Annotated in this window: 22 protein-coding genes and 1 tRNA gene; 2 read left to right on the forward strand and 21 right to left on the reverse strand. The window is 28.0% G+C overall.

Going from position 1 to position 22,475, the window contains the following annotated elements:
• Window positions 1–154 precede the first annotated feature (154 nt).
• From AACK91_RS04135 to AACK91_RS04195, 13 genes are all read right to left on the reverse strand, one after another.
• Window positions 155–1,594, reverse strand: coding sequence for a M60 family metallopeptidase (locus AACK91_RS04135; RefSeq protein WP_338964392.1), 1,440 nt, complete (start codon window positions 1,592–1,594; stop codon window positions 155–157).
• Entirely contained in the window at window positions 1,595–1,726 is a 132-nt protein-coding gene (locus tag AACK91_RS04140) for a hypothetical protein (RefSeq protein WP_338964395.1), read from the reverse strand.
• A 504-nt stretch (window positions 1,727–2,230) separates the two neighbouring features.
• Entirely contained in the window at window positions 2,231–2,716 is a 486-nt protein-coding gene (locus tag AACK91_RS04145) for a Fur family transcriptional regulator (protein WP_338964398.1), read from the reverse strand.
• Between the two features lie 14 nt (window positions 2,717–2,730).
• Complete coding sequence (locus AACK91_RS04150) at window positions 2,731–2,955, reverse strand: acyl carrier protein (RefSeq protein WP_338964400.1); 225 nt, start codon at window positions 2,953–2,955, stop codon at window positions 2,731–2,733.
• 82 nt (window positions 2,956–3,037) lie between these two features.
• Window positions 3,038–3,469 (reverse strand): hypothetical protein, encoded by a 432-nt coding sequence (locus tag AACK91_RS04155; RefSeq protein ID WP_338964403.1) that lies wholly within the window; start codon window positions 3,467–3,469, stop codon window positions 3,038–3,040.
• Window positions 3,450–3,935 carry a hypothetical protein gene (locus tag AACK91_RS04160; RefSeq protein WP_338964406.1) on the reverse strand — a complete coding sequence of 162 codons (486 nt, stop codon included), beginning with the start codon at window positions 3,933–3,935 and terminating at the stop codon, window positions 3,450–3,452. The genes AACK91_RS04155 and AACK91_RS04160 overlap by 20 nt, the downstream gene beginning before the upstream one ends.
• A gap of 204 nt (window positions 3,936–4,139) precedes the next feature.
• On the reverse strand, window positions 4,140–4,763 hold the full coding sequence (locus tag AACK91_RS04165; RefSeq protein ID WP_338964409.1) for a hypothetical protein: 624 nt from the start codon (window positions 4,761–4,763) through the stop codon (window positions 4,140–4,142).
• A 54-nt stretch (window positions 4,764–4,817) separates the two neighbouring features.
• Window positions 4,818–6,239 carry a proline--tRNA ligase gene (proS, locus tag AACK91_RS04170; protein ID WP_338964412.1) on the reverse strand — a complete coding sequence of 474 codons (1,422 nt, stop codon included), beginning with the start codon at window positions 6,237–6,239 and terminating at the stop codon, window positions 4,818–4,820.
• Window positions 6,240–6,242: 3 nt separating this feature from the next.
• Complete coding sequence (locus AACK91_RS04175) at window positions 6,243–6,932, reverse strand: acetyltransferase (protein WP_338964415.1); 690 nt, start codon at window positions 6,930–6,932, stop codon at window positions 6,243–6,245.
• A gap of 58 nt (window positions 6,933–6,990) precedes the next feature.
• Window positions 6,991–8,529 (reverse strand): cardiolipin synthase, encoded by a 1,539-nt coding sequence (gene cls / locus AACK91_RS04180; protein ID WP_338964418.1) that lies wholly within the window; start codon window positions 8,527–8,529, stop codon window positions 6,991–6,993.
• A gap of 114 nt (window positions 8,530–8,643) precedes the next feature.
• Window positions 8,644–8,734, reverse strand: a tRNA-Ser gene (locus AACK91_RS04185).
• A 70-nt stretch (window positions 8,735–8,804) separates the two neighbouring features.
• The gene (locus tag AACK91_RS04190; protein ID WP_338964421.1) at window positions 8,805–10,379 is read right to left on the reverse strand and encodes a TrkH family potassium uptake protein; all 1,575 of its coding nucleotides are present in this window, start codon (window positions 10,377–10,379) and stop codon (window positions 8,805–8,807) included.
• Window positions 10,380–10,531: 152 nt separating this feature from the next.
• A complete protein-coding gene (locus tag AACK91_RS04195; protein WP_338963247.1) occupies window positions 10,532–11,494 on the reverse strand; it encodes an IS1/IS1595 family N-terminal zinc-binding domain-containing protein in 963 nt (320 codons plus the stop codon).
• 140 nt (window positions 11,495–11,634) lie between these two features.
• Between AACK91_RS04195 and AACK91_RS04200 the strand changes: the two genes are divergently transcribed.
• Window positions 11,635–12,336, forward strand: coding sequence for a TrkA family potassium uptake protein (locus AACK91_RS04200; RefSeq protein WP_338964424.1), 702 nt, complete (start codon window positions 11,635–11,637; stop codon window positions 12,334–12,336).
• 10 nt (window positions 12,337–12,346) lie between these two features.
• On the opposite strand, the gene gatB is transcribed toward AACK91_RS04200, so the two are convergent.
• From gatB to AACK91_RS04230, 6 genes are all read right to left on the reverse strand, one after another.
• Window positions 12,347–13,789, reverse strand: coding sequence for an Asp-tRNA(Asn)/Glu-tRNA(Gln) amidotransferase subunit GatB (gene gatB, locus AACK91_RS04205; RefSeq protein ID WP_338964427.1), 1,443 nt, complete (start codon window positions 13,787–13,789; stop codon window positions 12,347–12,349).
• Window positions 13,782–15,254, reverse strand: coding sequence for an amidase family protein (locus tag AACK91_RS04210; protein WP_338964430.1), 1,473 nt, complete (start codon window positions 15,252–15,254; stop codon window positions 13,782–13,784). Before AACK91_RS04210 ends, gatB begins: the two co-directional genes overlap by 8 nt.
• A 1-nt stretch (window position 15,255) precedes the next feature.
• Complete coding sequence (gene gatC / locus AACK91_RS04215) at window positions 15,256–15,549, reverse strand: Asp-tRNA(Asn)/Glu-tRNA(Gln) amidotransferase subunit GatC (protein ID WP_338964433.1); 294 nt, start codon at window positions 15,547–15,549, stop codon at window positions 15,256–15,258.
• 1 nt (window position 15,550) lies between these two features.
• A complete protein-coding gene (gene ligA, locus AACK91_RS04220) occupies window positions 15,551–17,554 on the reverse strand; it encodes an NAD-dependent DNA ligase LigA (RefSeq protein ID WP_338964436.1) in 2,004 nt (667 codons plus the stop codon).
• Window positions 17,555–17,564: 10 nt separating this feature from the next.
• On the reverse strand, window positions 17,565–19,187 hold the full coding sequence (locus AACK91_RS04225; RefSeq protein ID WP_338964439.1) for a hypothetical protein: 1,623 nt from the start codon (window positions 19,185–19,187) through the stop codon (window positions 17,565–17,567).
• Window positions 19,188–19,300: 113 nt separating this feature from the next.
• Window positions 19,301–19,783 (reverse strand): PTS glucose transporter subunit IIA, encoded by a 483-nt coding sequence (locus AACK91_RS04230; RefSeq protein WP_338964441.1) that lies wholly within the window; start codon window positions 19,781–19,783, stop codon window positions 19,301–19,303.
• Window positions 19,784–19,950: 167 nt separating this feature from the next.
• Here AACK91_RS04230 and AACK91_RS04235 point away from each other — a divergent pair, with 167 nt between their 5' ends.
• Complete coding sequence (locus AACK91_RS04235) at window positions 19,951–20,913, forward strand: IS1/IS1595 family N-terminal zinc-binding domain-containing protein (protein WP_338963247.1); 963 nt, start codon at window positions 19,951–19,953, stop codon at window positions 20,911–20,913.
• Between the two features lie 106 nt (window positions 20,914–21,019).
• Here AACK91_RS04235 and AACK91_RS04240 read toward each other — a convergent pair whose 3' ends face one another.
• Together AACK91_RS04240 and AACK91_RS04245 are read right to left on the reverse strand one after the other, a co-directional pair.
• Window positions 21,020–21,307, reverse strand: a complete 288-nt coding sequence (locus AACK91_RS04240) for a hypothetical protein (RefSeq protein ID WP_338964444.1) — start codon at window positions 21,305–21,307, stop codon at window positions 21,020–21,022.
• A gap of 179 nt (window positions 21,308–21,486) precedes the next feature.
• The gene (locus AACK91_RS04245) at window positions 21,487–22,449 is read right to left on the reverse strand and encodes an IS1/IS1595 family N-terminal zinc-binding domain-containing protein (protein ID WP_338963247.1); all 963 of its coding nucleotides are present in this window, start codon (window positions 22,447–22,449) and stop codon (window positions 21,487–21,489) included.
• Window positions 22,450–22,475: the final 26 nt, after the last annotated feature.

Here is a 22,475-nt window from a genome sequence, read left to right on the forward strand (position 1 = left end):
AACTTTAATATTAATAATTTCTATATATAAAAGAAAAAACAAGATTATATCTTGTTTTTAACTAAAACCCGTATCTTTGCAACGGTCCCTTTAATTATCAATAATGATTTACAGGTTTTAAAAAGATGATAAATACTTTGCAAATAAGTTGAATTTAACTTGTTAAAAAATAATATTTTTTAGGAAGTATATTTACATTTAAAAAAATATAAACAATATTTCCTTTGTTATTAAGTAACACTGTATTCTTCTCTAAATTTAAATATCGCTCATTTTCTTTTTTATAGTTGCTTTGTTCCTTATATATTAATTTTTTTTGAACAATTGGGCTATTTTCGGTTTTTGGATCAACAACATTATCTCAAATAGGACGTGTTAAATCTTTATATTGTCTAACCTCATCAATCGTTGCTTGATTTGGTGGTAATCCTCACTTAACAAAAAATTGTGCTAAATTATAGCCTGTTAGTTGTGAAGTTATTTTAATGAATTCTTGAACTTTTACTTCATCAGAGTTAAGACCATCATTTCAATTTAAATCTCAACTAATTTTACGATATTTTTGGTTTAATAACGGATAAAAGTTATCACCAAAAGCCATATGTAATTGTCAAAACATTGAAATCTTCGTTCATGTATTATAAGAATGATCTTCTTTTAAACTAAGAAAATCTCTTTTTTCATCAGACTTATTTAAATATTCTTTTACAGTATCTCGGAAACTAAATACTTTCGGTTTAACATTTCATAAAGTTTGTTTAACATATACAGTAATAATTTCGTTAGTGGTTTCTCCTACATTTGAAAATCTATATCCTGGTGTTTGATATGTATGAGCAAGTTCATGCCATAGAGGGTTTAAATAATTACTTTCTTCTCATATAAATAATTCTTCTCCAGCGGCTGACGCATTATGGAACATTAATCGCCCATCAGTTGTATTGGCATAACCCCCGGATTTGTCTTCATTAGCAATGTGAATATATTGGGGGTATTTATGATTAATACCAGTATCATTTTCATCTAAACCTCAAATTTTATTTGTTAAATGCCATCCTTTGTCTCAGTTTTGTAAAACTTCATTAAACATTCTTTCTCGATCTCTTTTGTATAATGGAATAACTTTATTTTGTATCATTTCTGTTTGCATCGTTGCAATAAAATGATCAGATACAAATTCAACAAGAGGTGAATTCGTCTTTAAAACATCATTAATAAAATTATTTTGATTAGATTTATTTAATTTAAAAGTTGGAATTTTGATAATATCATTTTGGTTTTGTGTTGTTATATTTGTTACTCTTAAATTAGTTTGATTACTATCATTAACATAAAGAACACCGGGATTTTCAGCTGTTAAAGAAACTTTTTTACTGTCTTTTGATATTTCATAATTTGAGAAATTATCTTCTGTTTGATTAATCATTGGGTTTTTATATTGGCCTCATTGACCAACTGTCAATTTGACGATGTCAGCTTCATCCGCTGTCACTTTACGATTTAAAGTAATTTCATAGGCTATACCCTCTTTTAAAAAATAACCAGTTGGTTTAAATCCAGGGTGTATAAATCAATGATTTTCCCGTTTTCGCATTTATTCACTAGTTATTAAAGGTCCATGATTGTCTTTGTCGTCATCATCACCTTTACCACCACTTTTACCATCATCACCTTTGTCACCCTTATCACCTTTTTCACCTTTTGTACCTTTTTTTCATCTGTTCAATGTTCAAATAGTTCTTTAACCCGTTCATTATTGTTGTAAACATAAATTATAAAAAATAATACTAAAAAAGTCAAAGCAAAAAAATGAAAAAATTTCAAATCACAAAAAATATCTTTTTCATCAGATTCTATTCCTCCTTATGCTTTAATTTTTTTTTGAAAAATTATATCGCTGCTTGTGGACGAGTTTTATTAAAGAAAAAAAGATATTTAGTATGTAAAAAATTAATTAAAAGAATAATTTTACAATAAAATCTGATATTATAAACAATCAACATAAATTTTCATCCCCATTCTATCTATTTTTATGTAGTAATAAAAAGATCATAACATTTAATTATTATATTAAATTATTGACCTTATTTTTAGTAATTAATTTCACAAAAAACCATAAGAACTACAAAACAAAAAATATAAATGCTTTCCTTTAACATTACTAAATTATTTAATATTTCAAAATAAAAAAATTATCTTGCTTTAAAAAAAGTTTATGGTAATTTTTATTTTATTCGTTGTCATCATTAAAATTTTCGTCAAAATTAAGATGTTCATTTTTTTTGTTACGGCATTGATCACAAATTCCATGTCCTTCAATTTTAAAGTGAACTGGCTCTCAATTAGTATTTTGCATCACTTCTTTTAAGTTATCTAACTTAATTTCTTGTAAAATTTTTGAATCCTTAATATGAACAACATTTTTACAGATATCACAAACCATATGGAGTGATGGATTTTCAGCTAAATCATATCAAATTTGCTTACCATCAAACGAATTGGTAAAAACAACATGCTCACTAATTAAGAGGTCGATTGTGTTGTAAACTGACATTAGATTAACATTTTTAAATTCTTGTTCTAACAACTCAACAATTTCTGATAAAGTTAAGTGTTGTTTTTCTGTTAAAATTTTAATAACTGCCAATCTAATTTCGGTACTTCGATAATTTTTGTTTTTTAATAACTGCACAATGTTTTCATATGATAATGCCATCTTTGCCGGCTCCTTTATTTTTTAATTTCTTCAATAATTTTAACTAAATCTGCTACTGTTTTAATATCCATTAATTTATCATCTGGTATTTGTATTCCAATTTTTTTTTCAGCTTTAATTACTAAATCTATCAAATCTAATGAATCTAACCCTATTGATTTAAATTCTGTGTTTAAATCAACTTGTTTTGAAACGCCATGTTCTTTTAAAACTTTTTTAACTTCATTTAACACGTCCATTTAAAATCCCTCACCTTCTCTTTTTGTCTGTATTATTATATCAAGTTTAACAATAAAATAATAGACTCTCTGTTAACCCCTTCTAAAGAGTTATTTTTCAAACTTGATATAATTGTTGCTCATTATAATAATGGTAAATTAAAATTAATTTCGAATAAGCAAGTTGTTCATTACTATAATAAAAACTAAGATAACTGGTGGGTGGTTGAAATAAAACCATTTGGGAAATTCACCGTTTTAAAAAATAATGATGAAATTGTTCATTATTGAAATAATATTCACCATAGACATAATTAATTTTTAATCGTAAGCGTTTAGAATCTAATATCTTATTAAAACTTGGTTCTAATATTGCTTCACCCTCTTTATTAAAAACTTGTAATTTAGGATTAGGTTTATTATTACTAATTAAAACATTTTTATAAATAAAAACAAAAATAACACTTAAAAAAATAACAATTGGTAATAAAAAATCAAGAATAATAATAGCTCTCCTAGTAAAAAATTTTTTCATTGTTAACGATCTTTTCAATCAATAAAAAATCAAGTTCAAATTGAGCAAATAATTCTTGGTTAAATTCTTTATTATAATAGTTTGCTAATTTCTGGGTACAAATATAATATGTTATTGCTAAATTATCAAATCAATTAACTGCTGGAATAAAATTAGTGTTAACATTTGGACTAGTAATAATTGGTTTGAAAATAAGCTGTTGGGTAAAATTAATATTAAATCCTTTTAATTGCGTAATGAAAGTTACTTTTGTTTGTTGCAAAAACGGATGGACCAAAAATTTTTTAGCAGAAAAATTATCATTTACTGCAATTTCAATTTGATTTTTAGTTTGATTATAAATTGTATTATCACCAAAAAAATGTTCATATAATTTTTGATCTGAATTATATTTTAAATAACCATTTAATGATTTAAAATTATATTTTGTTTCTTTACTAATTATTGTTGTTACTGTTGGAATCAACAAATAACGATTATTAAAGAATGTTCATAACTTTGTTATTTTTTTATAAAAATCAATTGGAAAATTTAATACATAATTAGAATAAAAAGAACTAAAACTACGTAAAGAAAATAACGAGCTTATTTGTTCATCACGAGGTAAAGTTGTAATAAATTCAAAGTAATGCTCAAAAACATTTTGTAAAGTTTGAAACTGTTTCTTTTTTTAATCATAATTTTTATACTGAATAACTCCTATTGTTTTGGCTGTCTGGTTATAAGTTAATTTTTTATTGTTAAAATTTAAATAAAGTTCCTGATAAGAATTTTTTGTTATTAAAACATCACTTTTTAGATTGGGAACACTAATAACAAGACTAACTTTATTAATTTTATCTTCATCAAGACATTGTCCTGGCACAATAACTTTTCCTCAATTTGAATATTCAACTTTAGTTCCAGAAATTTGCAAGACTGCTTTACTATACCCCGCTTGTAATTGGGTCGTTATTTTACAATTTTTTTTATTATTAAAATTTCAATATATTTCTAACATTGAAAAACTATAATTGAATTGAAAAAAATGCTTTTGAAGAATATTAGCAATATTACTTGGTTGCTTACGATCAACTTGATAAGCTATTGTTGTTCGACCATTCTCAGTAAACCAAGGTTTAATATTAGCAATATTTGGACGAATATAAAAAGCATAGGCTTGATTATTATCAACGTTATCAAAACTAAATAAAGGAATAGTTAAATCTAATGCTAAACTAATTTTATTGTTAGGAGCAAATTGAAATGAATTAAAGACTGCCAATGGTTGATTAAGAAAATTTTCACCAAACAAATTAAAAACCTCCTTAATTAGCATTTACCAAAAATTAAAGAGGTTTACTTGAAATTAATAAGCACGCGCAAAATAAACTAAATTAGTTGCTGTTTGACCACAGTGAAAGCAAACTGTTTTTTGTGGTTTTACATCAAAAGGAATACAACGTGATGTTGTTTGTGTTTCCGCTTTAATAACATCTTCACATTCAATGCGTCCACAGAAATGTACTAAAAATAAATCGTTTCCCTTTGCTAATGCTTTTAAATAATCATTATAAGTTGTAATTTTTTGTGTCCGTTGTTGGCGATTATCTAATGCTCTTTGATATAAGTTTGCTGCAATCTCAGATAATAACTTTGCAACAGTTTCTTTTACCGCCATTAATGGCACTGAAATTTTTTCAAAAGTATCACGACGAGCAATCATAACTTGGTTTTGTTCTAAATCACGAGGTCCTACCTCAATTCGCAATGGAATCCCTTTAATTTCAGCATTTGCAACACGAAAACCAAAACTTTTATCTGATTCGTCAATTTCACAACGATATTCTTGTAATTCAACTTGTAACTTTTGAACAGCTTGTAATTGTTGCTGTTCATTGCTAATTGGCAAAATCATAATTTGTGTTGGGGCAATGGCTGGTGGCAAAACAAGACCATTATCATCACTATGTGTCATAATGATTCCCCCTATTAAACGGGTCGAAACCCCCCATGATGTTGAATAAACATTTTCTAATTCATTTTGTTGATTTGCAAATTTAATATCAAAAGCTTTTGAAAAATTTTGACCAAAATAATGACTAGTTCCACATTGTAGGGCTTGGCCATCATACATTAATGATTCAATTGTATATGTCTCTTCTGCCCCAGCAAATTTTTCACGCGCTGTTTTTTGTCCTTTAATAACTGGTAATAATAATTTTTTCTGTGCAAATTCAGCATAAATATCTAAAATTTTTAAAGTAAAATCCCGTGCTTCTTGGCTTGTTGCATGAATTGTATGTCCTTCTTGTCATAAAAATTCACTAGTTCGTAAAAAAGGGCGGGTTGTTTTTTCTCACCGTAGAACATTTACTCATTGGTTATATAACAAAGGCAAATCACGATAACCCTGAATTTCTTTACTAAAGAAAGTTCCAAATAAAACTTCTGATGTTGGTCGAATATAAAGTTCTTCATCTAAAACTTTATCACCAACCTTTGTAACAGTTGCAATTTCAGGTGAAAAACCTTCGATGTGGTCTTTTTCTTTATTAAAAAGAGTTTTCGGAATTAACAACGGAAAATAAACGTTTTTGACACCAACTCGCTTAAATTCTACATCTAAAAATTTTTGGATATTTTCTCAAATGGCATAACCATACGGTTTAAAAATCATTGTTCCTTTAACAGTCCCATAACTAATTAAATCAGCATTTAAAACAATATCGGTATATCACTGGGCAAAATCAACTTCTCGTGGTGTAATTTTCTCTAACTTTTTCTTCATGATTTACTTCTTTCTATTTTCTGTTAAAAGATCAGAAATATTCCCTTTTTCACCTTGGAAAATTTTAAGGTTTAAACAATTGCTTTCAACATAAGTTTGAATTCGATTTAAATACTGATTATTTTTCATTAAAATTCAACGAATAGCTTCCGGGTTAACATCTTCAAAAATTCTTATTCGCCGAGTAACATCATCATATTCCCAATCTTTCTTTGTTAAAGCAAAGAGTTTTTTAATGTCAATTGCAATAACAGCAATTTGAGATGGATCAACTTTTTGTTCTGCCACTCAACTTCAAAAATAATGACGTGTAGAGTTATCTAATTCAAATTCTAGATGATCAGGTTTTTCTAAATAAGTCCAAACAATGTACTCACTTTCTTTTGCTAAATGAATATTTTGAACTGGTTGTAAACCAAATTCTAATTGCCGCAAAACATTACTAGTATCAGTATAAAATAATAACGATTTAATGCGTTGTCGATTTAGTTCTTTAATGATTTTATGTGTTTTACGTCGTTTAAAACTAAAACCAGTTTTAATCTTACCTTCGTTCTCATCATCTTCAAATAGACTGGTTTCTAAATTATCCGGTTCTGATAATTCTTCTTGTAATAAATTTCGTTTTTTTAATTTTTTATCTTCTGGTTCGGTATCTTGCTCGTCTTTCTTTTTTAACTTATTAAATAACATCGTTAATCCTCCTCAAATAATAATTATACAAAAAAATTATACTTGATTTTTTCACAACTTATAAGATTGGTGCAACTAATTTTAAACATGTTAGTAATAACCGATAACTTAATGGCTTATATTTAATTGGTCATTCATGTCATAAAATAGCATGCTTATAATCTCATTCTCAGCGTGGAATAAAACTTGTTACAACTGCTGGGTCATAAATAACCGCTGTTGTTTGGTGATCAGAAAAGAAACTACGATAATCTAAATTACATGTTCCAATCACAGCAACTTCATCATCAAAAATGGCAATTTTATTATGATTAAACATATTATTCATTTCATAAATTTTAACACCACTTGCAATTAAATCTTTACAATAACTTTTGGTTAAGTCTAACACAAAGATTTTATCTGTTAAACCAGGAATTGTTAAACGAACATCTACTCCGGCACGAGCTGCTAAAATTAAAGCTTGAATAACTTCATTCGGGGGAATAAAATACGGTGTTGATAATCAAATTCTTTTCCGTGCTTTATTAATTAACTCAATATATAAATCTTCGGTAATTGAATGATCAACACTAGGACTATGATTAACAATTTGTAAATGTGATTTTCCACTAATATTATATTTTTTCATCGCCAAAACACTTGGTTCTAATTCAGTAATTTTTTCATGGCGTTTTGTGGCAAAATACCAATCATCTGCAAAAATAACTTCTAAACCACGAACAGCTTCGCCTTCAATGCGGACTTGTGTGTCATGAAAGATTCCAAATTTTCATAATTGATCAGCATATAAATCAGCTAAATTAATTCCTCCTGTATAGCCAATTAAACCATCAATAATAACATCTTTTCGATGATTACGATAATTTGCATTCCCACTAATAAAGGGTGTAATAATTGGTAAATACTTATGAATTCGAACCCCTGCTTTCATTAATTTTTTAATGCTTTTTTTACTAATTTTAAAATAACTACCAACATAATCATAAATCATATAAACACGGACTCCCGCCGTAATGCGTTCTTTTAAAACCGCTAAAAATGATTCAAATAGTTCACCATCAGCAACAATAAAATAAGTTAACAAAATATATTCTTGAGCTTGTTGCAAATCCGTTAGCAACGATTTGAAAACGCGGGTTCCATTTGTTAAAATTTCAATTTTATTATTTTGATATATTGGTTTATTAGCATTATGCATTAATAATTCAACAACATTACCAAATTTTTGGTTCGGACTAGTATATTCAGTTAAACACTTTTTATTTTTTTTAATATAAGTATCATATTCTAATTTATTTAAATGATTATATAATAATGATTTTTTATTTGAATAGTGATATTTTCGACCAAAAAAAACATAAGAACACAAGCCAATAAAGGGAACAAAATTAATAAAAATAATTCAAGAAAATTTAACTTCATAACGTCGCTTTGAAAAGAAGAAAAAGAATGAAAAAATTAAATCAATAATAACAATTGCTAAAAAAATATATAAAAACTTGAAATTAAAAATAACAACTACCACAATTAAACCCATAATTGCCATTCCAAATAAAAAAATCATTGATAAAATAATTTTTAATCAATTTTTCATTATGTTTCCCCTTTATTGCACAATCTTAATACGCATATTATACCAATAATTTAAAAAGAGTTATAGATATAATAACTCTTTTTTGTTTCTTTTTAGTTTAAAATCAATAATTAATGGCGGAACAGGAGAGACTCGAACTCTCGCGCCAGTTACCCGACCTAACACCTTAGCAGGGTGCCCTCTTCACCAACTTGAGTACTGTTCCAAATCGATATCTTATATATTATACAAAAGATATCATTTTAAACAAGTGAAAATAGTTATTTTTTAAAAAACTAACCAATTAAAATATTTTCTTCAACATAACTATACTCTTTTTCGCCAGTTCCACGAATTGAAACTAATAATGTTGATGAAACTCCCAATTTTCCAATAAACATTAATAAAATTAAAACTAACGTACTTAAAACCCCTAAATTATATAACTCCAGAAAACTTAAGATACTTAATCCCGTTGTCCCAAACGCACTACAAATTGTAAAAAAGGCATTTAAAACATCAATATTAGGATTTTCAGCACTAATACAAATAATAGCTCCCATAATTAGCGCTCCGGAAATTGTTGTTACAACTAATGCTCGTTTGACGGTTTCATTTGGAATTTTCCGTTTAAAAACATTGACACTATTATTATTTCGAACAATAGATCAAATTGTAATAATAATAATGGCCAAAGTTGTTGTTCGAATTCCTCCCGCCGTTGATGATGGCGCTGACCCAATAAACATCATAACTGACATCACAATTCGTGACCCTGGCAGGAATTTACTCATATCAACTGTTGAATAACCAGCATTTCTAGTTGACATTGTATTAAAGAAAATGTTCATAAACCCATTTCAATTGGACGTTGAATTTCGTAAAATGCTTTCAATATACGGTCCGTTTGGACTCGCTATTGCATTAAGATTAGTAAATTCAATTAATCAAACACTAAAAACGCCCGCAATTGATAATCCAACATAAGTAATTAAATTAATTTTTGTAAATAAAGTAAATTTAGCATGTTCTTTGCGTCGCCAAGCTACAAACTTACGTTTTAAATCATAAAAAGTTGGAAAACCTAAGCCCCCAATAACAAACTGAAACATAAAGACAAATTGCATAAAATAATTGCTATTGTAAGGCATTAATGATGAATTTCCAATAATATCAAATCCCGCATTATTAATAGAAGATATTGAGTGAAAAATCCCACTTCATAAACTTCGTAAAAAATTGTGGTGGGTTACATTATCAATCATATGTTTTCCTTCAATTGATGCTGATGAAAAATAAAAGTTACAAAATAATAAAATGGCTCCAAAGCATTCTAAAATAATTAAAAAAATAAAACTATTTTTAATTAAATCAACAGTGTGACCAAAATTACTACTTCCACGTTCTCCTTGCACCAACATTTTGTCTTTAATTGAAATGCGGCGTCCTAATCACACAAAAATCATAATTTTAAAAGTTGCAATCCCAAAACCACCAGTTTGGATTAGGATTAAAATTATTAACTGCCCCCAAAAACTATAATCAGCCGCCGGATTACTAATCGTAATTCCGGTATCAGAAAAAGCACTTGAAGCAGTAAATAATCCTACTAAATAATTTCATGAAAAATTATAGGTTCCTAAAACTTTTCCATATCCATCACTAACCACCCGATTAACATTATTAACAAAACCTGGAATTGATAACAACAATCCCCCTAAAAAAACAATTAAAATATAAACTAAAAATAATTTTCCCGCTATCTTTGAGAAAGGTAACCAATGGCGGCGACGTGCTAATGATGCTCCTGGGTCATTATTACGTTGCCGCTTACTATCGTTTTTTCTTTTAAAATATAACTGAGAAAACACCCTTTACGCCCCTCTTTCATTAATATTATATACTACAAGTACTAATTATTGCCTTTAATTTTGTCGAAAACTCTTGATGAAATAAAAAAAATCATCAATATGACAATTTGAAAACTAATTTTGTGTAAGATTATGATTTTGCTTTAAATTTTTTAAACGTTAAAATATAATACCGTTGATTGTTGGTTTGGTGTTAAACCTTTGTGTTGGTATTTTCATTTTCAGAGCTTTAAATAATTTTGAATATTAGTGAAACCCAAACCATGATAATGAATTAAGGCTTCTTTAAGACTGGATTGTAATTTACTAATCTTATTTAACTTTTGATAACTAGTATCAGGGTTTGTACTAGTTTTGGTGGAATATAGAGTAGAATTTGTTTGTTTTGCTACTAATAAATATAGTGGTTGCATATCAGAAATAATTATTGATTTTTCTTTAATTAGTTGCTTATTCATATTTTCAATAATCCATTGTTTTTGTAATCTTTTGGTATTGGTGGATTGAACAAAAATATTATTATTGCTATCAACTGCCATTTGAATACAGCATTTGGTATCAGTTGAAAATGGATCGAGATGAGTTTTTCGTTTATCAAATTTATCTTTAAAATTGCCTTTATGAATTTCTTTAATAAATGTTTCATCCATTTGGATTTGACCATTTAATTTTTTAAATTTTAACTGTGTATTTTCTAATTGTTTTGATTGCATTAATTTTTGTCGATTATATCAAGCGGTTTTTGGGGTTGTTTTAATAAAACGAGAAATTATTTTACTAGATTGTCCTAACAATGAAATTTGAATTAATAAATTTCACTGTTCATAATTTAAATGACTTCAATAAGTAAAATGATGACGAAATGCATCAAAACTAGCACGACATTTTTTACATAAATATTTTTGTTTTCCTTCGGAATTATGACCATTTTTAACACAATGAAAAGATTTGCAATTAGGACATATAATGCCTTTATCTCTAAATTTTTGATCAATTTCATTTAAACGTTTTTGTTTTTTAATTAAGTCTGCTTGTTGTTTTATTTTTTCATAAAATTCTAAAAATTGATCATCTGTTAAGCTATTTATTAATTCTGTAATTATTTTTTTCATCATTTATTTACCTCCATATATTAAAAATATACCTAATTTTAGGTATATTTTATAAATATCAAGAGTTTTCGACAAAATTAAAGATTATTGCTAATAATAAAAAAAATAGTATAATTAAAATTGCAATAAGGGGGAAGAATTCAATGTCACGAAGAAAAAGTTTTGCAATTATTGGACTAAATAACTTTGGTCGTTCAATTATTGAAACATTAATTGTAAGAAAACAACATATTATGGTTTTTGATGTTGATCAAGCCAAAGTTAATAATATGATTGCTAGTTATGACCAAGTTGATGGTGTTGCATTAGATTCAACGGTTAAAGCAAATTTAATTGAGCAAGGATTAGACCAATACGATACAATAATCGTTACGATGGCAAGTAATATTGAAGCTAGTGTTTTAACAATCATTGGTTTACAAGATATTGGTATTACAAATATCATTTCAAAATCAAAAGATATTCGTCATACACGAATTTTAAAAGCACTAGGAATTACTAATATTGTCCAACCTGATACCATGGCTGGAAGCATTACTGCAACTAAAGCAATGTTTGATATTGAAATTGAGATCCAAACAGTTGATGAAAACTATGCATCATTAACAATCCAAGTAACTGACCCAAGTATTGAAGGGCAATCACTATCTGACTTACGTTTTATTAATAATAAAGATTACAATATTGTTTATGTTAAACGCAAAGGACGAGTTATTTTACCAGGGGATGTTGATTCAATCAAGTTAGACGATGAATTATTATTTATTGCTAAAATTAGTGCAATTAATGATTTAACCGTTAAACTGCAAAAAATTGATCATGAATATGAAAAAGATGGTAAATAACCATCTTTTTTTATTTTGTTTGTTTTGCTGTAATTAGGGCGAGAACTACTTGTTGCCCAATTTCTGGGGCAACTTGCCCTTTTGTTAACTTCATTAATTCTCCCATAAAGAACTTAACAACACGTTCTGGCCGTTGGTCATACTGTTCTAACATGGCTAAATTACTGTCAAAAACTGGTTCAATAATTGCTTTGATTTCAGCTGGATCACTAACTTGTTTTAACCCTAAATCAACAACAATTTTTGCTGGGGGATAATCCTCTGTTAAAATTCGTTGTAAAACTATTTTTGCTTGTTTATTAGAAATTACGTTCTTAGTAATTAATTCAATCATTGCTACTAAATTTTGCGGTGTTAATGCTGTTTCACCTAATGTTACATTTTTTTGATTTAAATAAGCGGTAACATCACCAATCAAATAATGAACAATTGTTTCATATTGTGATGATAACTTAATTGCTGCTTCAAAAAAAGTCATTAAATCATAATCTTGTAAGATAATATCAACATCAACCGCTTTTAAATTTAATTTCGTTAAATAACGCTGACGAATTGCTGCTGGTAGTTCTGGCATCTTATCTAAGACCGTTTTAATTCAAGTTGGTGATAATTGAATTGGAAAAATATTTGGCTCTGAAAAATACTTATAATCAGTCGCGTCTGTTTTTTTCCGCATTAAAACAGTTGTTTTAGTTTTTTCATCAAAACGGCGGGTTTCTTGTTCAACTGTTTGACCCATTAATAAAATTTCAGTTTGTCGTTTAATTTCATATTCAATTGCTTTTTCAACATTAGAAATTGAATTTAAATTTTTTAACTCCACTTTATTTCCAAAGGTTGAAATACCAACCGGGCGTAATGAAATATTAACATCACAACGAAGCGAACCTTCGTTCATTTTGGCATCACTAACTTGGGTATAAACTAAAATTTCTCGTAGCGCTTCTAAATACTTTCGAACTTGAAATGCTGATCGTAACATTGGGTGGGTAACAATCTCAATTAAACCAATTCCAGCACGATTATAGTCTAATAAGGTCCCAAAATCCTCATGTAATTGCTTTGCCGTATCTTCTTCAATGTGTAAACGTTCAATCGCAATTTCCAATGGTTTACCATTTTCATCAATAATTGTTAAATGCCCATTGCGCCCAATTGGATAATATTGTTGAGTAATTTGAAATCCTTTTGCTAAATCAGGATAATAATAGTTTTTTCGATCAAATTGAATAATTGGATCAATCGTTAGATTAAGTGCTTGACAAGCAAGCAATGCTAATTCAACTCCTTTTTTATTAACCACTGGCATTACCCCAGGATAACCAACATCCATTACGTTAACCATACTATTGGGTTTAGCACCATAAGTAACAAGTCCTGGTGAAAACATTTTTGTTTTTGTTTTTAATTCCACATGATTTTCAATTCCAATTATTACTTCAAAATTAACCATTGTTTTTTCCTCCCTCTGGAGCAACTCTATTCTTAATGCCAATTATTTCTTCAATTAGTAAACTGGCATTAAAGACCTTTTGGTCTGCAAAAGGAGCTGCATTAACATTAATTCCAATTGGCATATTATCAACAAAAGCAAGCGGTAATGTTAAAGAAGGATTTCCCATCAAATTACCTAAAACCAATAAATCATCAACATAATTTTCTAATTCTGCTTCGGTTAAAATTTGATCTTTAATATCACTAATTTTTGGAGCAACAGTTGATGCTGTTGGTAATAATAAAATATCATAGTCCTTAAAAACCGTCGTTAAAGCATCAACAATTAACCGGCGAACTCGTTTTGCTTTTAAGAATAACAGCGTTTGGTTTTCTTTTGATAAAGCATACGAACCAATGACATAACGACGCTTCACAACATGACCAAATCCTGCTGTTCGTGAATTCATCATTACTGCTTCGTAACTATCTCCATCAACTCGTGTTCCAAAGTTGATTCCATCCAACATGGAATGACTGCTTACTGCTTCAGCAAAAGAAATTACCATATAAACCGGTAACAATGCCTTTAGCAAGTCTTCGGGAAAATCAATTGCAGTAACCTTAATTCCTTGCGCTGTTAATTGCGTATATAAACTATCAAAATGTGTTTTGATTTCAGCAGGTAAAGCCGAATGAGCATTTTTTAAATAAGCAAATTTTTGGTTTTTAACTACTGATGATAAATTTTTAAAATAATTTTGTTCCTTACTTTTTAATGAAGTAGCATCTTGGTGATCTTCTTGTGCTAAATAATCAAAAACAATGGCACTATCTTCCACCGTACGAGTAAAATAACCCACGGTATCTAACGATGGCGCATAAGGAAAAACACCATAACGCGAAATTAAACCATAAGTTGGTTTAAAACCAATAATTCCACAGTAACCTGCTGGTTTACGAACCGAATCACCAGTATCTGTTCCTAAAGCAAAAGGTACCACGCCAGCAGCAACTAATGCTGCTGAACCTGATGATGACCCCCCTGTAATGCGGGTTAAATCTCATGGATTTAAAACATCACCAGTTAAAGCATATAATCCATGCCCCCCCATTCCAAGTTCATCTAAAGCACTTTTCCCTAACAAAATACTATTATTTTGTTTTAAAATATTAGTTACTGTTGATTCATAAGTGGGTACAAAATTTTCTAAAATTTTTGAACTTGCTGTTGTTTTAACCCCTTTTGTTGCAAAATTATCTTTTGCAAAATATGGTAAAGCAAATAAATAATTATTTGTTGATACGGGGACTTGATCTAGTTCTAACGCTAAAGCTGTTGCTGCTGTTGTTAATTCAGTTACGGTTGCATTTAAAACTTGATGCTTTGCTAAATTAGCAAAAGCTTCCTTAACAATTTGTGATGGCGTAATTTTTTTAGTTATCAAAAGTTGATGTAATTCTTTAATTGAATAATATGTCATACTATTTAACCACCTTATTAATTACGATATAATCATCCATTGTTTTTGGAGCTGCTGCTAAAATTTCTGCCTGAGAAGAAACAACGGCTGCATCGTCTTCACGTAAATAATCAACCGTTAATTCAAACGGAAAATGCATTGAATGAACATTCGTTGTATCAATTTTTTGCACTAAATCCATTTGTTGTAAAATAACATCAAACTCTTTACTCAAATTTGTTAACTCTTCATCTTTTAAATCCAACATGATATTATTTGCTAATAAATGTAAGTCCTCTTTTGTAATTCTTGCCATATTATTCCTCCTTTATTAATAAATTATTAAATTCTTCCTCATTAATAATTTTAACATTTAATTTTTGTGCTTTTACTAATTTACTACCTGCATCACTACCAGCTAACAAATAAGTTGTTTTAGCACTAACACTATCTGAAGTTTGACCACCATAACTTTCAATTAACTCTTTAAAATATTCTCGTGGTTTTGATAAAACACCAGTAATAACAAAACGATAATTTTCAAATTTTTGTGACAATGTTTGATTAGTAACAAGATATGTCATATTAATCCCTTGTTGCTGTAACAAAGCAATTTCTTGTTGATTTGCTACAATAGCAAAATAATCAACAACACTAGCTGCAACAATTGGGCCAACATCATTAATAACTGATAATTGTTCAATATTCATTGCAGCTAATTCTGCTATTGTTTTAAATTGTCGCGCTAATAATTTTGCTGTTTTTTGGCCAACATGACGAATTCCTAATCCAAATAATAATCGTTCTAATGAATTTTGTTTTGAATTATTAATTGAAGTAATCATATTTTCAAAAGATTTTTCCCCAAAGTTTTCTAATTGAATAATTTCCGCACGATATTGTGATAATTGATATAAATCACTAAAACTCTTTAAATATCCTATTTTATATAATCGTTCAATATTTTTTTCACTAACCCCCTCAATATTCATTGCGTTACGAGAACAATAATGTTCTAATCCCCGCGTGATTTTCTTTGGGCAAACTGAGTTAATACAATATTGATCGACTTCCCCCGTTACTCGTTCTAATAAAGACTGACACTCGGGGCAGTGCGTTGCTTCTTGTCATTTTTTCGCTTTTTGCTGACGACGCTCAACAACATAATTAATAACCTCGGGAATTATATCACCCGCTTTTTTAACTTGAACATCATCGCCAATTCGAATATCACGTTCAGTAATAAAATCAGCATTATGTAAGGTTGCTGCACGAACAATTGTCCCCGCAATACGAACTGGTTCTAACACAGCATTATAAGTAATCCGCCCTGTTCGCCCAACAGATGGAAAAATATTAAGTAATTTTGTAACCACTACTTCTGCTGGAAATTTATAAGCAATCGCTCATTTTGGGTTTTTTGCAGTATAACCAATTCGATTATATAGACTTAAATTATTTACTTTAATGACAATTCCATCAATTTCATATCCTAACTGATGACGTTTTGGTTCATATTCTTGGATATATGCTCAAACAGCAGCAATATTTGAACAATAACGATATTCTGGATTTGTTTTAAATTTTAATTGTTCTAAACTTTGCAATGAATCATATTGAGTTTGAATTTCATCGCCTAGGGCATTAACATAATAATATAAAAAAGCATTTAAATTTCGTTTTGCCACAATTGTTGAATCCAATTGACGTAATGTTCCAGCAGCAGCATTACGAGGATTAGCAAATTCTGGTTCACCAAGTTTAATTCGTTCATCGTTAATTTTGTTAAATTCTTCCAATGACAAATAAACTTCCCCCCGAACAGTTAAATTTGGGTGATCAATTCGTAGTGGTACTGATTTTATTTTTTTAATATTAACAGTAACATCTTCACCAATCACACCATCACCTCGTGTAGCGCCCATTATTAATAAATGATTTTCATAAACCAGTGAAATTGATAATCCATCAATTTTTAACTCACACGTATATTCAACTTCTGATAACCCCGTCAACTCTTTAATTTGTTCATCAAAATGAATTAAATCATCATAATTAAAAGCATTTGCCAAACTTAACATTGGTGTATTATGGACATATTTATTAAATTTTTCACTAATTTGACCCGAAACCCGTTGGGTTGGTGAATCAATTGTAATCAATTCACTATATTGTTGTTCAATTGCGATTAATTCTTGCATTGCCCGATCATATTCTTGGTCACTAACACTCGGGGCATCATTAACATAGTACTCATAATTTCATTTATCCAACTGTTCTCTTAGCACTAAACTTCGTTTTTTTGCTGCTTCAAAATTCATAATTTCCTCCTTATTTCATTGCTCTTAATTTCTGCTTATTGTGGGGTGGCATAGTTGGCTTTTTGAAATGTCACTTTTTAAAGGGCTTAATACGTAGGGCATAAACACTAATATTTAAGGCAACTAATAATGCAACAATGAAGACCGTAGCATTGTTTAATAACGCTTGTTCATTAAAAATTAAAATTAGAAAACGTCCCACTAATGGATTGAAAAACGTTACTGTTAAAAGAGATAACATATTAATTGGTGTTTTTGCCAAAAAATTTGGGATTTGTTCAAAAAACAATAATCAAATTAGCGCTAACCCCAAGAAAATAAAGGAAATGATTAAGAAAACAATATTCGTTCATAGTTGAAAGCGCATAAATTCTAACTGAACATATAATGCCGAAGCAATATTTTCTAACGTTCAAAAGTTCAAATTATTTTCCCCCGTTGCTAAAACAACAACTGAAATTAAAGTGAAAATAAACGGCACCACAAACAATAATTTATTGCGACCAACATACATTATCAACTCAATATCATGGACACGAGAATAATTTCGATATAATAAGATTGATAAAATTAACATTAATAAAAATAACCCTAAGAAAATAAAAATTAATAAGAAGTTTTTGATTTGAGCATTATAAAAAATAAAACATAACGTTGGAAATAAAGTGAACTTAACCATATCTTTTAAGAAATTAGTTTGATATTTTAGCATCGTAATCAATGTTGAAACATAAATAATAAGTAACATAATATAGGACGCATCTCATTCAAAAGTAATATAACTTGAAAAAATAATTCCAATAATTCATGGCATATTACGACTACGATATTCTTCATTAGTATAAATTGTCATTAAGATAAATGTTACAAAGAACAGACTTGTTAACATATTTTGCGGATATCATGAATCATAACCAAAATAATAAATTAATAATTTTGATGCTGATAAAACTAGCAAAGATAATAACCCAATTAAGAAACGATTACTTTTTTTATTAGCAAAGTTACTTAATAATGTTACAAAAATCGAAGCAAATAACATTGCATCTAAAATATTTAATAAATTTCAAATAATTTCACTTGGATCAATTCCTGTCATTACAAATCACACTGAAACATTAGTAAATCACGAAAGTGAAGCTAAAGCACGAACATTTCCAACAATAACATCCGGATTTAATTTAAAAATAATATTATTATCAACAGAATCATACCGATAAAAACTTAAAATATACGTATTAGTAATGTTTAATCCCGACGGTGAAATAAAATAATTTTTTAAATAATATAAAACCATAAAGACTCCAAATGCCACAAAGAAAATGGCATGGTTTCAATCTCATAAATTAATGTTAAACCAATAACGAATAAATAATAATAAAAATAATGAATATAAAATATTAATGGATAATAACGAATAAACTAAAATGATATAGCGTAAATCAGTAATTAATTCTAACGGAATCAATAAAAAAGAAATTACAGCAAAATAAAAGAAAAAACCCATAATCATCCCAAAATAAATGTTCTTAGTTCGAATCTTTAAAACTTCTGCTAAAATTGCTCCTGTGGAAGAAAAAACTCAATAATAATATAGAAAAAAGGCAATCGCAATTAAAACTATTTTTGTCATTTCATCTTCTCCTCTTCTTAACAATTATAGCAAAAACGCGGCAAAATATTAGGGATCTTCCAAAAATAAAAGTGATTTTTAATTATAAAATCACTTATTATTTAGCTTATTTCCTATTTGATAATAGCAATAACTTCCCCTTGTTTTACTTTTCCTTCTTTAACAACGGTAATTGTTCTACCACTCATTGTTTCTGGTGTAAACACAATTGGTGTATCTAAACTTGGTACTTTCTCTGCTTTTAAAACAGCTAAATCAACTTCACATAACAAGTCGCCTTGTTTTACATTATCATCTTGTTTCACTTTAATATCAAATCCTTTACCATCTAATGAAACAGTATCCATTCCGATGTGTAATAACATTTCAACACCAATATTACTTTTAATTCCATAAGCATGCCCTGTTGGAAAAACAGTAATTAATTTTCCAGCCACTGGGGCAACAAAGTTTCCTGCACTTGGTTTAATTGCTAAACCATCACCTAACATTTTTTGTGAAAATACTTCATCCTCAACTTTATCTAAGGCAATAATCTCACCATCCACTGGGGCAATAATTTCAAGTTCTTTTAATTTTTTACTAAACAATCCCATCATTTCTTCTCCTTATTCTTTTAATCAGACACTGCTGTTATATATAATTAGTATACTATAAATTAATTAAATTTACTTGCTATTTTTCTTTAATTTTGTCGAAAACTCTTGATATTTATAAAATATACCTAAAATTAGGTATATTTTTAATATATAGAGGTAAATAAATGATGAAAAAAATAATTACAGAATTAATAAATAGCTTAACAGATGATCAATTTTTAGAATTTTATGAAAAAATAAAACAACAAGCAGACTTAATTAAAAAACAAAAACGTTTAAATGAAATTGATCAAAAATTTAGAGATAAAGGCATTATATGTCCTAATTGCAAATCTTTTCATTGTGTTAAAAATGGTCATAATTCCGAAGGAAAACAAAAATATTTATGTAAAAAATGTCGTGCTAGTTTTGATGCATTTCGTCATCATTTTACTTATTGAAGTCATTTAAATTATGAACAGTGAAATTTATTAATTCAAATTTCATTGTTAGGACAATCTAGTAAAATAATTTCTCGTTTTATTAAAACAACCCCAAAAACCGCTTGATATAATCGACAAAAATTAATGCAATCAAAACAATTAGAAAATACACAGTTAAAATTTAAAAAATTAAATGGTCAAATCCAAATGGATGAAACATTTATTAAAGAAATTCATAAAGGCAATTTTAAAGATAAATTTGATAAACGAAAAACTCATCTCGATCCATTTTCAACTGATACCAAATGCTGTATTCAAATGGCGGTTGATAGCAATAATAATATTTTTGTTCAATCCACCAATACCAAAAGATTACAAAAACAATGGATTATTGAAAATATGAATAAGCAACTAATTAAAGAAAAATCAATAATTATTTCTGATATGCAACCACTATATTTATTAGTAGCAAAACAAACAAATTCTACTCTATATTCCACCAAAACTAGTACAAACCCTGATACTAGTTATCAAAAGTTAAATAAGATTAGTAAATTACAATCCAGTCTTAAAGAAGCCTTAATTCATTATCATGGTTTGGGTTTCACTAATATTCAAAATTATTTAAAGCTCTGAAAATGAAAATACCAACACAAAGGTTTAACACCAAACCAACAATCAACGGTATTATATTTTAACGTTTAAAAAATTTAAAGCAAAATCATAATCTTACACAAAATTAGTTTTCAAATTGTCATATTGATGATTTTTTTTATTTCATCAAGAGTTTTCGACAAAATTAAAGCTATTTTTAAAACAAGGGAAAATCAGCTAGTTGATTAACTAAAACTAAGATTAAACCAATTAAACAAAAAACACAACATAAAAAAAGAATTAAATATTTATTTTTTCGAAAAGCAGCCCGAATTGTTAATTTTTGTTTGGTTGTAAAGTCATCATTATGTGAATTTTGACGAGCTTTCCGTGACTGTCATCACCATCAACCACCACTTGCAATTGATAACAATGTAAACAATACAACCAAAACAATTAAGACTGATACTGGAATATTACTTGCTTGCGCATTTAAATAAAACATTAAAATCACCTATTTAATAAAAAAATAACACTAATAGTGTTATTTTATCAAAAATTTAAACATTTAAAGCACTTTTTGTCTTTAATTTTGTCGAAAACTCTTGATGAAATAAAAAAAATCATCAATATGACAATTTGAAAACTAATTTTGTGTAAGATTATGATTTTGCTTTAAATTTTTTAAACGTTAAAATATAATACCGTTGATTGTTGGTTTGGTGTTAAACCTTTGTGTTGGTATTTTCATTTTCAGAGCTTTAAATAATTTTGAATATTAGTGAAACCCAAACCATGATAATGAATTAAGGCTTCTTTAAGACTGGATTGTAATTTACTAATCTTATTTAACTTTTGATAACTAGTATCAGGGTTTGTACTAGTTTTGGTGGAATATAGAGTAGAATTTGTTTGTTTTGCTACTAATAAATATAGTGGTTGCATATCAGAAATAATTATTGATTTTTCTTTAATTAGTTGCTTATTCATATTTTCAATAATCCATTGTTTTTGTAATCTTTTGGTATTGGTGGATTGAACAAAAATATTATTATTGCTATCAACCGCCATTTGAATACAGCATTTGGTATCAGTTGAAAATGGATCGAGATGAGTTTTTCGTTTATCAAATTTATCTTTAAAATTGCCTTTATGAATTTCTTTAATAAATGTTTCATCCATTTGGATTTGACCATTTAATTTTTTAAATTTTAACTGTGTATTTTCTAATTGTTTTGATTGCATTAATTTTTGTCGATTATATCAAGCGGTTTTTGGGGTTGTTTTAATAAAACGAGAAATTATTTTACTAGATTGTCCTAACAATGAAATTTGAATTAATAAATTTCACTGTTCATAATTTAAATGACTTCAATAAGTAAAATGATGACGAAATGCATCAAAACTAGCACGACATTTTTTACATAAATATTTTTGTTTTCCTTCGGAATTATGACCATTTTTAACACAATGAAAAGATTTGCAATTAGGACATATAATGCCTTTATCTCTAAATTTTTGATCAATTTCATTTAAACGTTTTTGTTTTTTAATTAAGTCTGCTTGTTGTTTTATTTTTTCATAAAATTCTAAAAATTGATCATCTGTTAAGCTATTTATTAATTCTGTAATTATTTTTTTCATCATTTATTTACCTCTATATATTAAAAATA

This window comes from Spiroplasma endosymbiont of Sarcophaga carnaria (genome assembly GCF_964019595.1).
GTDB classification, from domain to species: domain Bacteria; phylum Bacillota_I; class Bacilli_A; order Mycoplasmatales; family Mycoplasmataceae; genus Spiroplasma; species Spiroplasma poulsonii.